The organism is Paenibacillus anseongensis (genome assembly GCF_009757995.1).
GTDB lineage: Bacteria > Bacillota > Bacilli > Paenibacillales > NBRC-103111 > Paenibacillus_E > Paenibacillus_E chondroitinus.
This window is the reverse complement of record NZ_WSEM01000016.1, coordinates 833,547-848,141: the sequence shown is the minus strand read 5'-3', so window position 1 is coordinate 848,141 and position 14,595 is coordinate 833,547. Positions and strand designations below refer to the sequence as shown.

16 protein-coding genes are annotated in these 14,595 nt (G+C 46.6%); all 16 read left to right on the top strand.

Annotated features, from left to right (window positions below; genetic code table 11):
* A complete protein-coding gene (fabG, locus tag GON05_RS20165; protein WP_157321292.1) occupies positions 1-741 on the top strand; it encodes a 3-oxoacyl-[acyl-carrier-protein] reductase in 741 nt (246 codons plus the stop codon).
* Positions 742-825: 84 nt separating this feature from the next.
* A complete protein-coding gene (acpP, locus tag GON05_RS20160; protein WP_028558238.1) occupies positions 826-1,059 on the top strand; it encodes an acyl carrier protein in 234 nt (77 codons plus the stop codon).
* A 94-nt stretch (positions 1,060-1,153) separates the two neighbouring features.
* A complete protein-coding gene (fabF, locus tag GON05_RS20155) occupies positions 1,154-2,389 on the top strand; it encodes a beta-ketoacyl-ACP synthase II (protein WP_157321290.1) in 1,236 nt (411 codons plus the stop codon).
* A gap of 60 nt (positions 2,390-2,449) precedes the next feature.
* Positions 2,450-3,151, top strand: coding sequence for a ribonuclease III (rnc, locus tag GON05_RS20150; protein ID WP_127458426.1), 702 nt, complete (start codon positions 2,450-2,452; stop codon positions 3,149-3,151).
* 95 nt (positions 3,152-3,246) lie between these two features.
* Positions 3,247-6,822, top strand: coding sequence for a chromosome segregation protein SMC (smc, locus tag GON05_RS20145; RefSeq protein ID WP_157321288.1), 3,576 nt, complete (start codon positions 3,247-3,249; stop codon positions 6,820-6,822).
* Between the two features lie 69 nt (positions 6,823-6,891).
* Positions 6,892-7,878 carry a signal recognition particle-docking protein FtsY gene (gene ftsY / locus GON05_RS20140; protein WP_127458428.1) on the top strand — a complete coding sequence of 329 codons (987 nt, stop codon included), beginning with the start codon at positions 6,892-6,894 and terminating at the stop codon, positions 7,876-7,878.
* A 154-nt stretch (positions 7,879-8,032) separates the two neighbouring features.
* Positions 8,033-8,383 carry a putative DNA-binding protein gene (locus tag GON05_RS20135; protein WP_127458429.1) on the top strand — a complete coding sequence of 117 codons (351 nt, stop codon included), beginning with the start codon at positions 8,033-8,035 and terminating at the stop codon, positions 8,381-8,383.
* Between the two features lie 25 nt (positions 8,384-8,408).
* A complete protein-coding gene (ffh, locus tag GON05_RS20130; RefSeq protein ID WP_157321287.1) occupies positions 8,409-9,767 on the top strand; it encodes a signal recognition particle protein in 1,359 nt (452 codons plus the stop codon).
* A gap of 36 nt (positions 9,768-9,803) precedes the next feature.
* The gene (gene rpsP / locus GON05_RS20125; RefSeq protein ID WP_127458431.1) at positions 9,804-10,076 is read left to right on the top strand and encodes a 30S ribosomal protein S16; all 273 of its coding nucleotides are present in this window, start codon (positions 9,804-9,806) and stop codon (positions 10,074-10,076) included.
* A gap of 26 nt (positions 10,077-10,102) precedes the next feature.
* Positions 10,103-10,333: a KH domain-containing protein gene (locus GON05_RS20120; protein WP_047672782.1), complete on the top strand. Its 231-nt coding sequence runs from the start codon at positions 10,103-10,105 to the stop codon at positions 10,331-10,333.
* A gap of 83 nt (positions 10,334-10,416) precedes the next feature.
* Positions 10,417-10,932: a ribosome maturation factor RimM gene (gene rimM, locus GON05_RS20115; RefSeq protein ID WP_157321284.1), complete on the top strand. Its 516-nt coding sequence runs from the start codon at positions 10,417-10,419 to the stop codon at positions 10,930-10,932.
* Positions 10,929-11,681 (top strand): tRNA (guanosine(37)-N1)-methyltransferase TrmD, encoded by a 753-nt coding sequence (gene trmD, locus GON05_RS20110; protein ID WP_157321282.1) that lies wholly within the window; start codon positions 10,929-10,931, stop codon positions 11,679-11,681. Before rimM ends, trmD begins: the two co-directional genes overlap by 4 nt.
* A 168-nt stretch (positions 11,682-11,849) precedes the next feature.
* Positions 11,850-12,191, top strand: a complete 342-nt coding sequence (rplS, locus tag GON05_RS20105) for a 50S ribosomal protein L19 (protein ID WP_127458434.1) — start codon at positions 11,850-11,852, stop codon at positions 12,189-12,191.
* Between the two features lie 93 nt (positions 12,192-12,284).
* Positions 12,285-12,911 (top strand): signal peptidase I, encoded by a 627-nt coding sequence (gene lepB, locus GON05_RS20100; protein WP_127458435.1) that lies wholly within the window; start codon positions 12,285-12,287, stop codon positions 12,909-12,911.
* A gap of 11 nt (positions 12,912-12,922) precedes the next feature.
* A complete protein-coding gene (gene ylqF / locus GON05_RS20095; protein WP_127458436.1) occupies positions 12,923-13,786 on the top strand; it encodes a ribosome biogenesis GTPase YlqF in 864 nt (287 codons plus the stop codon).
* A gap of 136 nt (positions 13,787-13,922) precedes the next feature.
* Complete coding sequence (locus GON05_RS20090) at positions 13,923-14,570, top strand: ribonuclease HII (RefSeq protein WP_157321279.1); 648 nt, start codon at positions 13,923-13,925, stop codon at positions 14,568-14,570.
* Positions 14,571-14,595 lie beyond the last annotated feature (25 nt).

The following is a 14,595-nucleotide window of genomic DNA, read 5'->3' as shown; positions in this document are numbered from 1 at the left end:
ATGCTAACGGGTAAAGTAGCACTGGTAACCGGGGCATCCCGAGGCATTGGCCGAGCGATTGCTTTGCATTTGGCTGAGCATGGCGCAGATGTTGCTGTAAATTATGCAGGAAGTGAAGCCGCTGCTGAAGAAGTAGTAGCAGCAATTGAAGCAATGGGGCGCAAAGCCATCAAACTCCGCGCTGACGTGAGCAGCTATCAGGAGTCCGAGGAATTAGTTAAGCAAACCATTGAAAAATTTGGTAAGATTGATATTCTTGTGAATAATGCAGGTATCACAAGAGACAATCTAATCATGCGAATGAAGGAAGAAGAGTTTGATCAAGTCATTGCTACGAATCTGAAGGGTGTATTTAACTGTGTGAAAGCTGTTACTCGTCCTATGATGAAGCAAAGATTCGGTCGAATAATTAATATATCTTCTGTAGTCGGCGTGCTCGGAAATCCGGGACAGGCTAACTATGTAGCAGCCAAAGCCGGCGTGATTGGTTTAACCAAGGCTACGGCGAGGGAGCTTTCCACTCGGGGTATTACCGTGAATGCGGTGGCGCCTGGTTTCATTGAAACCGATATGACTGACAAGCTGTCAGCCGAGATGCGCGAGCAAATGTTAAAGCAAATTCCGTTGGAACGCCTTGGTCAACCCGAGGAAATTGCGAAGGTTGTTCGCTTCTTGGCATCCGACGATGCGTCCTACATGACAGGCCAAACACTTCATGTGGATGGCGGCATGTACATGTAAGATTCGCCAAAAAGGGAATCTCCAAATTGCCTACTGGCAATCTGTCAAAGATTCTCGTATAATACCAAAGAGGAGGTGAACCGGATGTCCGACGTATTGGATCGTGTTAAACGAATTGTAGTCGATCGTCTAGGGGTTGATGAAGCTGAAGTCACCCTCGAAGCATCTTTCAAAGAAGACCTTGGAGCTGATTCTCTCGATGTAGTTGAATTGGTTATGGAATTAGAAGATGAATTCGATTTAGAAATTTCAGATGAAGATGCTGAGAAGATTACGACAGTAGGAGAAGTTACGAATTACATAAAATCTCATACGTAATAGTCTACAGAGTCCCGTTTCTAATCAAGACGGGACTTCTCTCCATTCTTAGTCAATTAAAAAATCAAGATTCACTACATAGAAGGTGGTACAGATGAAAAGAGTTGTAATTACAGGTATGGGCGTAGTTACTGCCCTTGGTCAAGAGTTGGATACGTTTTGGGGCAATTTGACGGCCGGTAAGTCCGGTGTCAGCTTGATCGAGAATTTTGATGTAAGCGAATACCCGACACGCATTGCAGCAGAAGTGAAAGATTTTAATATTGAGGATTATGTGGATCGCAAAGAATCCCGCCGGATGGACCGTTTCGTACAGTTCGCCGTAGCAGGCGCTCTTAACGCTCTGAAGGACGCAAATTTGAACCTGAAAGAGGATACGGACCCAGAACGCGTCGGGGTATCCGTTGGCTCTGGAATCGGCGGTTTGAATACGTGGGAAGAGCAGCATAGAATCCTTTTGGAAAAAGGTCCTAAACGTGTTTCTCCGTTCTTTATTCCAATGATGATCGCGAATATGGCTTCGGGCCACATTTCGATGGTTACAGGGGCTAAAGGACCGAACTCCACAGCTGTGACAGCTTGTGCGACAGGAACGCATTCCATCGGTGATTCCTTCAAAATGATTCAACGCGGCGACGCGGACGTAATGATCTGCGGCGGAGCAGAGGCAACGATTACGCCGATTGGTGTGGCTGGTTTCTGTGCGCTGCGCGCGATGTCCACTCGCAATGATGAGCCGCATTTGGCAAGCCGTCCATTTGATACGGACCGTGACGGTTTCGTTATGGGCGAAGGATCAGGCGTTCTGATCCTGGAGTCACTTGAACATGCGGAACAGCGCGGGGCACGCATCTATGCGGAAGTCATCGGGTATGGGATGAGCGGTGACGCCTATCACATGACAGATCCGGATCCGGACGGAGCAGCACGTTGTATGGTGAAAGCGATCAAGGATGCTGGCATTGCGCCAGATGAGATTTCTTACATTAATGCTCACGGAACATCAACACCAGTTGGTGATAAGTCGGAAACAACAGCGATCAAGAAAGCGCTTGGCGATCATGCGTACAAAGTAGCGGTTAGTTCTACGAAGTCCATGACAGGACACTTGCTTGGAGCTGCCGGAGGCGTTGAAGCCGTAATCTGTGGTCTGACAATTGCTAACAGTTTGATTGCGCCTACGATTAATCTGGTGAACCAAGATCCGGAATGTGATTTGGATTACGTACCGAACCAAGCACGACAAGCAAAAGTTGATATTGCAATGTCCAATTCATTTGGTTTTGGCGGTCACAATGCAACGATTATTATGAAAAGGTTCCAAGCATAATTTGCCTGCCTGCGAAGAAAGATAACGAAATAGCATTCTCTCTGGGTGGTGAATTAAGCAATGAACCGCAATGTTAAGGAATTGCAGCAGCGGATTGGCATCACATTTCGAAAGTCAGAGCTGCTGAAACAGGCTTTTACCCATTCTTCTTATGTGAATGAGCATCGTATTGCCGGACATAAAGATAACGAGCGTCTGGAATTTTTAGGAGATGCCGTATTGGAATTAACCGTTTCGGAATTTTTATATGATTCTTATCCCGGGCGTTCGGAGGGCGAGTTGACGAAGCTGCGCGCATCGATTGTTTGTGAGCCGTCACTCGTTACGTTTGCTGAAGATTTGGATTTTGGCGCATTTGTATTACTTGGTAAAGGCGAAGAGTTGACTGGCGGACGTAACCGCCCGGCTCTTCTTGCCGACGTTTTTGAATCCTTCATTGGTGCTTTATATTTGGATCAAGGCATAGATGTTGTCAAAGGTTTTTTGAAGAAATATGTATTTGCAAATATCTCCAGTGAAGGTAAGTTGCTCGTTATTGATTACAAGACTCAGCTGCAAGAGCATACTCAGCATCATGGAATGGGTTCTCTGGAATACCGGATCGTGAATGAGCGGGGACCTGCGCATGAGCGTGAGTTTGTAGCTGAAGTACACATGGATGCCGACCTTCTAGGAACCGGAGCGGGACGTTCCAAGAAAGAAGCTGAGCAGCAGGCTGCTGCGCAAGCTTTGTTGAAATTGAATGTGACCGTTCAGCGGTAAGTCATATAGCATAAAGAGGCAGCTGCGGCTGCCTTTTTTGTTTTTTTCTCTTATTTTTAGAAGGGATATGTTACAATAATTTCTGAGGTGAGACCATGTTTTTAAAACGGATTGAATTATCCGGGTTTAAGTCTTTCGCAGACCGGACGGAGCTGGAATTTGTGCGCGGTATCACCGCGGTTGTAGGTCCGAATGGGAGCGGAAAAAGTAATATTTCCGACGGCATCCGATGGGTGCTGGGGGAACAAAGCGCGAAGTCTTTGCGTGGCGGTAAAATGGAGGATGTTATTTTTGCGGGTAGTGATGCGCGCCGGGCGGTCAATTATGGCGAAGTCTCGCTGACACTGGATAACACTTCACAATCGCTTCCGCTGGATTTTAATGAAGTAACGGTTACTCGCCGAGTACATAGGAGTGGGGAAAGCGAATATTTAATCAATAAGCAGCCCTGCCGCCTGAAAGATATAACGGAATTGTTCATGGATACGGGAATCGGGAAAGAAGCGTATTCCATTATTGGACAAGGACGTATTGAAGAAATTCTTAGTACGAAATCAGAGGATCGCCGAGGTATTTTTGAAGAGGCTTCGGGGATTGTTAAATATAAATCGCGTAAAAAGGAAGCGGAAAAGAAGTTAAGTGACACCGAGCAAAATCTGCTCAGGATTCATGATTTGGTTTCAGAATTAGAGGATCAAATTGAACCGCTGCGTGAGCAATCGGAGAAAGCGATTCGTTACAAAGAGCTGCGCGAAACGCTCAAAAGCAGTGAGATTGCCATGTATGTTCATCAGATTGATCAGATCTATATCTCATGGAATGAAGCTTCGCAGAAGCTCGAGAAGCTCGTGAAGGAGCAGACAGAGCTTTCAACCATTGTGAATCAGCATGATGCGCATTTGGAGAAGCATCGGTGGGAGACGCGCAGGCTGGAAGAGGAGCTGGAGAAGCTTCAAGAAAGTTTGCTTGTTCTGAGCGAGGAATTCGAGAAATGCGAAGGGCACGGCGAGGTACTCAAAGAGCGTAAAAAAAATTACGTTGCCAATTTCCAGCAGCTTAGCAGCACAATTGCCTTGCAGGAACAGCGCAAAATAGACAAGGAAGCTGAGATTAGCGAGCAACGTGAGAAAATCATTCAAATCGGCGCGCAGCTTTTTGAATTTCAAGCGAAGCTGACGGCCGAAGAACAACGGTTGCTAGGGGTTAACGGTGGAATTAGTTCTTCGCCGGAAGATCAACTAAAGGGTGAGCTCTTAGAGACTTTGAACCGGATGGCACAAGCCCGGAACGAAATTCGTTATGCGGAGCAGCAAACGGAAAGTATCGGTCGCAGGCTGGAAAGGCTTGATGATGAGCGGCAAAAATGGGCGGAGCAGCGCGAGAAAATCACCGTCCGCAAACAAGAGTTAACGTTAAAACTAGAAGTAACGGTTAAAGAAATCGAAGACGCCAGACAGCAGTATGTCCAACTGACGCAAAGCATGAAAAATAAGCAGGGCTTGCTCGATGATGCCTTGGGCATGGTACGCAAATGGGAACAGAAGTTGGATGCTCTGACATCACGCCGCGACACCATGAAAGAAATGGCCAACGATTATGACGGCTTTATGCAAGGTGTTAAAGAGGTGCTTAAAGCGAAAAGCCGCAAGGATTTGCGGGGGATTCGCGGTGCCGTTGCCGAACTCGTGAAAGTGCCGGCTGATGTGGAGATTGCGATTGAAACCGCTTTAGGCGGGGCTTTACAAAATATCGTCGTCGAAACCGAAGCCGATGGGCGTGAAGCGATTGCATTCTTGAAACGCCGTCAAATGGGACGGGCTACGTTCTTGCCGATGAATGTTATTCGCGGTCGGTCGATTTCAGACAACGAGATCAGCTCTCTCAGATCGGCAAAAGGTTTTGTAGGTATCGCAGTAGATCTAGTATCGTTTGATTCTACTTATCAAAACATTTTCTCTAGTCTTCTAGGCAATGTGGTTGTTGCACAAACATTAGAAGATGCGAATCATATTGCTGCTAAAGCACAATATCGTTATCGGGTTGTAACGTTAGAAGGCGATGTGGTCAATCCCGGAGGATCAATGACGGGGGGGAGTTTGCAGAAAAAGTCAACAAATCTGCTAGGCCGTCAGCGCCAAATCGAAGAGCTGGATAATGAAATCAAGCATTCGGAGCAGCAGCTCAGTGGTTTGCGTGGTCAGACCAGCGTCATGAAGCGTGAAATTACGGATGAGATGATGGCTGTGGAGCAGCTTCGCCAACTAGGAGAGCAAAAGCGTATTGAAGAGCAGCAAATCCGCGCGGAATTAAATCCGCTGGAAGCGGAGAACCGCACGGTGGAGGAGCAGCTTTCCCTGGATAGCCAAGACAGGGGGGCGTTGCTTGAAGAGCAAGCTGATCTTGGACGCAGGAAAACAGAGTCCGAGGCGGCGCTTGCCGAGCTGCAGGAAGAAGAAGCTTCCTTGCAGCAAGCTATTCGTGATGCCGAAAGTTCGCGAAAAGCCAGTGAATCCGAGAAAGAAGAGCTGCAAGGTCAGCTAACGGATCTCAAGGTGAAGGTGGCTTCCATTTCCCAAGAGAAGCAGTCTCTTCAGGATCAGCAGCGGCGGTTGCAGCAGGATCTTAGCGAGTCCGATCGAGAGATGGAAATGAATCGCGGGCTTCTGCAGCAGTTGGAGCAGGATATGAGCGCTCTTGAACAGGAAACGGTCCTTCAAGTAGAATTGCTTAACGATCTCAAACTGAAGAAGCAGCAGTGCACAGAGAGCATTGATTTCAAACGAGCGGAGCGAACCGAATGGTTGCAAAAGCTTGAGCAGGAAGAGAATGAAACGCGTGCACAGCGCGTACAGTTAAAGCAGGTTGAAGAAAGCTTGCATCAAACCGAAGTGCGTGTAACTCGTCTGGATGTTGAGCTTGAAAATTTGTTGAAAAAGCTGGGCGAAGAATATGAGCTTAGCTATGAGCTAGCCAAAGAACGTTATCCGGTTCCGGAAGATATCCAGGGTACACAGAGCAAAGTGCGTGAGATCAAACGCGAAATTGCTTCGCTTGGCGATGTCAATCTCGGTGCGATCGAGGAATATGCGAGGATCTCTGAGCGTTACGAGTTTTTGAGCGCGCAGAAAAATGATTTGATCGAAGCCAAAACTACGCTTTATCAGGTCATTCACGAGATGGATCTGGAGATGTCCAAGCGCTTCAAGACAACTTTTGATGCCATTCGTTCGCATTTTGGCGTTGTTTTCTCCAAATTGTTCGGTGGAGGACGCGCAGATTTGATCTTGTCAGAGCCAGAAAATATGCTGGATACGGGGATTGAGATCGTGGCCCAACCGCCAGGAAAAAAACTGCAAAATCTTCAGCTCTTATCAGGGGGCGAACGTGCGCTTACGGCAATTGCGCTGTTGTTCTCCATCATTCGGGTCAAGCCGGTTCCTTTCTGCGTATTGGATGAAGTAGAAGCTGCCTTGGATGAAGCGAACGTATCCCGTTTTGCGGAATATTTGCGCGAGTTCTCGGAAATGACGCAATTTATCGTCGTCACCCACCGCAAAGGAACGATGGAAGAGGCTGACGTGCTATACGGTGTAACCATGCAAGAGGGCGGCGTTTCCAAGCTCGTTTCTGTTCGATTGGAAGATGAGGAAGCGGAGATGTCAGCGTCTTAATGAGTTTTTTATTTTGACAAACGCGCTCGTCCCATGGGACGGCGAAGTTGTTTATTCTTGGGAGGAACTATGAGTTTTTTTAAACGGTTAAAAGAGAGTATTTCGAGCAAGGCCGAAGCGGTAACGAATAAGTTCAAAGAGGGACTAAGCAAAACGAGAGATGTATTCGTTGAGCGTGTCGATGACTTATTCAGCCGCCGCAAAAAGATTGATGAAGATTTCTATGAAGAGCTGGAAGAAATTCTGATTGGCGCGGACGTAGGCGTGAATACGGTTCTTAAGCTCATTGATCAGCTTCGTGCAGAAGTGAAAAAGCGCAAAATTGAAGATCCCGCAGAATTGCAGCCTATTCTTTCGGAAAAACTGATCGAGCTGCTGAAAGGTGACGCGGATGCAGGCCTGAATTTAAACCCTAACGGTTTGTCGGTTATTTTGTTCGTAGGTGTCAATGGCGTTGGGAAGACGACAACGATTGGTAAAATGGCGCACATGTTCAAATCCCAAGGGAAAAAAGTGCTCATGGCTGCCGGTGATACATTCCGTGCCGGAGCGATTGAGCAGCTGGAGACTTGGGGGCAGCGTGTCGGCGTTGACGTCATTAAGCAGCAATCCGGGGCTGATCCTGCTGCGGTTATGTATGATGCTGTGCAAGCAGCCAAAACCCGCGGCGTGGATATTTTGCTCTGTGACACGGCAGGACGCCTGCAAAATAAAGTGAACCTGATGGAAGAGCTGAACAAAATTTACCGCGTTATCCAGCGTGAAGTACCGGATGCTCCTCATGAGGTCATTCTTGTGCTTGATGCGACAACAGGTCAAAATGCGCTTAGCCAGGCTAAGCTGTTCGGGGACAAAACCGGTCTGACCGGACTAGTACTCTCCAAGCTTGACGGAACAGCCAAGGGTGGTATCGTGGTGGCGATCCGTCAGGAACTATCCCTGCCTGTGAAGTTTGTCGGTCTCGGTGAAAAAATGGATGATCTTCAGCCTTTCGATTCCGAGCAGTTTGTGCATGCCTTATTTGGCAAATGGATCGGCGAGCAAAAAGAAGAATAGTCGCGATAAATTCTCCTCTGCCGATAGTCGGTTAGAGGGGGATTTTTTTGTTTGCGAACTGACAAGGTAAAACGCTTGACATTCATCTCGGAATTCAGTATGATAGGTTCTGTTGTGCTGGTGTCAAGGGTGCAACCTTTACGGAGGTGGGTTCATGACTGTCGATCAAATGCTTGCGAAAACCAATCGCATTAATCTGTTATTTGATTTCTATGAACCACTTTTAACCGAGAAGCAGAGAACTTTCCTTCAGTTGTATTTTCATGATGATTATTCGCTCGGAGAGATTGCCGAGAATTTCGAAATAAGCCGCCAAGCGGTGTATGAACATATAAAACGAGCAGAGTTAACTTTACAGGAATATGAAGCTAAACTGCATCTGTTACATAAGCACGAACAACGCATGAAGCTGCGCACAGAGCTGGATCACATGCTGGATGGCTGTGAACCTGAGCTAAAGAGGAAAACAGCGGAGCTTTTTGATACAATAATAGGGATCGATTAAAAAGTGTAAGCAGGAGGTGAAGCGCATGGCATTTGAAGGATTAGCCAACCGATTACAGAACGTATTCGGCAAGCTGAGAAGCAAAGGTAAGCTGACGGAAGAAGATGTAGGCGAAGCGCTTCGCGAGGTCAGACTCGCTCTGCTTGAAGCGGACGTTAACTTTAAAGTGGTGAAAGACTTTATTGCTAAGGTGAAGGAACAAGCTATCGGACAAGAAGTGCTGAAGTCCTTTACACCGGGCATGGTCGTTATCGATATTGTTAACAAAGAGCTTACGGCATTGATGGGTGGCACACAAAGCAAGCTGGCGCGCTCCAATCGACCGCCGACTGTTATTATGATGGCAGGTTTACAAGGGGCAGGTAAAACAACAACGTCCGGTAAACTGGCCAAGATGATCCTTAAGCAAAATCATAGACCGCTGTTGGTTGCGTGTGACATTTATCGTCCTGCGGCAATCAAGCAGTTGGAAGTACTCGGCGATCAGTTAAAAGTGCCTGTATTTTCACTGGGAGATCAAGTAAATCCTGTTGAAATTGCAAAAGCAGGCCTGCAACACGCCAAAGATAATGGCAATGATTATGTGATCATTGATACTGCAGGTCGTCTGCATATTGATGAGAACTTGATGGATGAGCTGAAAAATGTTCGTTCCGTCGTTGATCCTGATGAAATCTTGCTAGTTGTAGATGCGATGACGGGGCAGGATGCTGTCAATGTTGCGGAGAGTTTCCATCAGCAGTTGGAGCTTACAGGTGTCGTACTTACCAAGTTGGATGGCGATACCCGCGGTGGTGCCGCGTTATCTGTCAAGGCAGTAACAGGTTGCCCGATTAAATTCGTAGCAAGCGGCGAAAAGATGGATGCATTAGAACCATTTTTCCCGGATCGTATGGCGTCAAGAATTCTTGGCATGGGCGATATGCTTACTTTGATTGAGAAAGCGCAAGCTGGCATCGATATGGACAAGGCGAAAGAAATGGAGCGCAAAATGCGCAACGCCGAATTCACCTTCGAGGATTTCCTTGATCAAATGGAGCAAGTGAAGAAGATGGGGCCGCTTGATCAGATTCTGGAGATGCTGCCAGGCGCGAACAAGATCAAAGGCATGAAAGATATGAAAGTCGACGACAAACAGATGGCGCGTGTTGAAGCGATTGTGAAGTCGATGACCAAGGAAGAGAAGCGCAAACCTGAATTGCTAAATGCAAACCGCCGTAAGCGGATTGCACTAGGAAGCGGGAACTCGGTACAAGAGGTCAACCGTTTCATTAAGCAGTTCGATGATATGCGCAAAATGATGAAGCAATTTTCAGGCATGATGGGGCCGAAGGGCGCCAAGGGCATGAAGAAGTTAGGCAAAGGGTTTAAATTCCCCTTTTAAATAATGCTTTTTATTCTAAGTAGGAGGTGATTTTTCATGGCAGTACGTATTCGTCTTAAACGTGTAGGCGCTCATAAAGCTCCTTTCTACCGTGTGGTGGTTTCGGATTCCCGTTCCCCGCGTGATGGTCGTTTTATCGAAGAAATCGGAACTTATAACCCGATTGCAGAACCAGCAGCTGTAAACCTTGATGAGGAGAAAGCGCTGAAATGGCTTCAAACTGGCGCTCAACCGTCCGATACAGTTCGCAGCCTGTTCTCCAAAGCAGGTTTGATGACTAAGTTTCACGAGCTGAAATTACAGAAGTAATCTGTTAACTTTCGGAGGGTGGGTTCATGAAGGATCTTATCACCGTTATTGCTAAGGCTCTTGTAGATCATCCGGAAGAAGTACGTGTCGCTGTCGTGGAGAAGGATGACAAAATTGAGTACAGGCTGTCTGTTCACCCCGACGATGTCGGTAAAGTGATCGGGAAGCAGGGCAAGATTGCGAAATCGCTCCGCACAGTCGTCACGTCAGCAGCAGTGAAAGAAACGAAGCGGGTAGCCGTTGAAATCGTTTCATAAGAAATCAGGTTAGGATTCAATTCCTAACCTTTTTCTTATATGGTCTTGAAAGGTAAATTATAGTGGAGGTTGGGCAAGCGCAAATGACCGAGAAACTCATAACTGTTGGTAAAATCGCAAATACCCACGGGATTCGTGGGGAATTGAAAATAGTGCCGGAAACGGATTTTCCAGAACGCTTTGACAAAGGAAATGCCTTAATTATTGTTGACCCTCAAAATAAGCAAACGCCGGTGACGGTTCAAACCTCCCGCTTACATAAAAATGTGTTTATCGTCCAATTTACGCAGTTCAGCAATATTAATGAGGTTGAGAAATTCAAAGGTTCTTTGCTAAAAATCGAAGCTAAGAATCAACAGCCCTTGGAAGAGGGAGAATACTATTACCACGAAATTATTGGCTGTAAGGTCATAACGGAAGAAGGCCAAGAACTAGGGTTAATTTCCGAGGTATTGACGCCTGGTGCAAATGACGTTTGGGTTGTGGACTTGCCAAAAGGCAAACAGCTGCTGCTTCCTGTGATCGATGATGTGATCCTGGATGTGGATGTTGCTGCCAAAACAATCCGGATTCATTTGATGGAAGGACTAATGGAATGAGAATCGATGTATTGACCTTGTTTCCGGAAATGTTTGACGGGGTATTTTCGTCGAGCATTTTGGGGAAAGCTCGTGACAAGGGAATTGTTAGTCTAAATACCGTGAATTTTCGTGAGTATTCCAATAACAAACACAATACGGTAGATGATTATCCCTACGGTGGCGGCGGTGGAATGGTCCTAAAGCCAGAACCGATCTTTGCCGCAGTTGAAGCTTTGCCTAAACATCAAGAGGCAGGAGAAGTACCTGCTAAACCGCGCGTCATTCTCATGTGTCCGCAGGGTAAGCCATTTTCTCAGAAAATTGCCGAAGAACTCTCAAGCGAAGAGCATCTTGTGTTTATTTGCGGTCACTATGAGGGCTACGATGAACGCATTAGGCAGTATCTGGTGACCGATGAGTTGTCCATAGGTGATTATGTATTAACTGGCGGAGAATTGCCTGCTATGGTCGTTATAGACAGCGTAGTGAGGCTTTTGCCTGGTGTGCTTGGCAATGAGATGTCAGCGGTGACCGATTCGTTCTCGACAGGCCTGCTGGAATACCCGCACTATACAAGGCCGGCGAAGTTTAGAGAGTGGGAAGTGCCTGAAATGCTTTTATCAGGACATCATGAGAACGTGAAGCGTTGGCGCCGTAAGGAATCCATCCATCGTACGCTTGAGCGCCGTCCTGATTTGCTGGAAGGTAGAGAGCTGACCAAAGAAGAAAAGGTTTGGATCATGGAATGGCAAGAGAAAAACAAGTGAAGTAGCCCCCAAAAACTTCTCTATTGAATTTCTTTTCTATCTATGATAATATATATTCTGTTGTGAATTTTTCAACAGTTCGAGTCTGGTGGTCCTCTACGCATAACAGCTAAGACATACTATGTAGATAAGCGGAATGAACACCTGTGTGGAAGGAGGGAGTCAACTATGAATCTTATTCAAGAGATTACGAAAGAGCAACTCCGTACGGATATTCCTAATTTCCGTCCAGGAGACACACTTAAAGTACACGTAAAAGTTATCGAGGGTACACGTGAGCGTATTCAGCTGTTCGAAGGTGTTGTTATCAAACGCCACGGCGGTGGAATCAGCGAAACGTTTACAGTTCGTAAAATTTCTTACGGTGTGGGTGTGGAAAGAACTTTCCCATTCCATTCTCCGAAGATTGAGAAGATTGAAGTGGCTCGCCGTGGTAAAGTTCGTCGTGCGAAACTTTATTATCTGCGTGGTCTTCGTGGTAAAGCAGCAAGAATCAAAGAAATTCGATAAGAAAACGGGGGGCTTGTTTAGGCAAGTCTCCTTTTCATTTTTACAGGGCAAACTATATACATAAAACCAAAACTGGAAAAGAGGCAATCAGTGATGGAACAGAATGAGCAAGATCAGCCTAGAGTAAGCTCAGTTGCGACCGCGGAAGCTGTATCAGCAAAACCTGTAAAAACAGCAAAAAGCGAAACTTGGGAATGGATTAAAGCATTAGTAATCGCGGGCGTGCTCGTTATTATTATTCGCTGGTTCCTGTTCTCACCTTTCATCGTCGATGGTGATTCCATGCGTCCGAATTTTTCTACTGGCGAGCGACTCATTGTCAATAAAATTGTCTATGATATTCGCGCACCGAAACGGGGAGAAGTGATCGTTTTCCACGCGCCGGAGGGGAAAGATTACATTAAGCGTGTCATTGCGCTCCCAGGCGAAACCGTTAAAGTAACAGGCGATAAAGTGTTTATTAACGGCCAAGAGATTGATCAGCCATTTATCAAGGAAGCCATCGAACAAGCGAATAAAGAAGGACATGCTTATAACACATTGTCAGATTTCCCGGAAACGAAAGTGCCGGATGGAGAGCTGTTTGCAATGGGGGATAATCGTCCAAACTCGAAAGATAGCCGGGCTAAAAGTGTAGGCTTCGTTCCATTCGAAAAGATCGTTGGCCGTGCGGAAGTTATTTTCTGGCCGCTGAACAAAATTAGTTTTATACATTTTTGAGGTGAAATAGAATGACCATTCAATGGTTTCCCGGTCACATGACCAAAGCTCGAAGGCAGATTGAAGATAAGCTAAAGCTGATTGATGTCGTCATTGAGCTCTTGGATGCCCGCGTACCGCTCTCCAGCCGGAACCCGATGGTAGATGAAATTTTGAAGGGCAAACCCCGTTTGGTCCTTTTGAATAAAACCGATTTGGCGGATCCCCAAGTGACAGCACAATGGGTGAAATATTTTGCTGAACAAGGACTGCCTGCTTTGCCAATTGATGCAGCTACTGGAACAGCGACCAAAGAAATTTTACCCCGCGTGAAACAGCTGTGGGCAGATAAGATTGAACGTCAACTTAGCAAAGGGATTAATCCTCGTGCTGTAAGGGCGCTCATCGTCGGCATTCCGAACGTTGGGAAGTCAACGCTAATCAATCAGTTGGCTGGTAAAAAAATCGCAGCAACCGGTGATAAACCGGGTGTTACCAAAGGTCAACAGTGGATCAAAGTCGGAACGGAAATGGACTTGCTGGATACGCCAGGTATTTTGTGGCCGAAATTCGAGGATCAATTGGTTGGTCAGCGTCTTGCAGCGACCGGTGCGATTAAAGAAGAATTGCTGCATTTGGATGAAATTGCCCTTTTTGTTGTTCGCTATATGGTTGAACATTATGGTGCAGCTCTTCAAGAGCGATTCGGAGTAACCGACCTTCCGGAGGATATGGAGAATGTGCACGAAGTGGTTAAGGTGATGGAGGCAATCGGTCGGAAGCGCGGAGCCATTGTGAGCGGTGGTAAAGTGGATCTGGATAAAGCTTCCTTAATTATCATCCGTGACCTTCGAGCAGGTAAAATGGGGCGTATTTCCTTGGAAAAGCCTCAGTAATACGAGAAACATAAAAAGCCACTTTCGGACCGAGCAGTTAAGGCGGGGCGGAGGTGGTTTTTTGCTGAAAAAAATGGGTGTAGCTTGGCGAAGCGGCAATCCCTTATAATGATGAGATGGAAAGGGGCGAAAGCCATTGCTGGAGCACGAAAAAGAAGTATGGGAGCAAGGATTCAGCCTTGTTGCCGGGATTGATGAGGTAGGAAGAGGATGTTTATTCGGAGATGTCGTTGCGGCAGCTGTTATTCTTCCACAAGGGTATGTATTGGATGGGGTCAATGATTCCAAGAAACTCTCTGAGAAAAAACGGGATGCCCTCTACGAACAAATTATGAGCGAAGCTCTAGCTGTAGGGGTTGGCATTGTTGATGTTGATCAAATAGAAGCGATAAATATTAAACAAGCAGCGAGATTAGCCATGAAGCAGGCTGTCGAGCAGTTAAGCCAAGTACCGGATTACTTACTTGTGGACGCAGAGAAAGTAGATTTGGAAATTCCACAAACGGCTATTATACATGGAGATGCATTAAGTCAATCTATTGCAGCAGCATCGATTATCGCCAAGGTGACGAGGGATCGGATGTGCGCTGATTGGGATGAGCAATATCCCGAGTACGGACTCGCGGTACATAAAGGTTATGCCACAAAGCACCATAGAGAGATGCTATTGCGCTATGGTCCGACGGCGCTCCACCGTAAATTATTTATACGCAAAGTGATGGCGCAGCTGGAGGAGAAAAAAGCGCAGCCGCAGTCTGAACAATTGGAACTGGACTTCATATGACTTCATCTTATTCAGAAATGCTGAG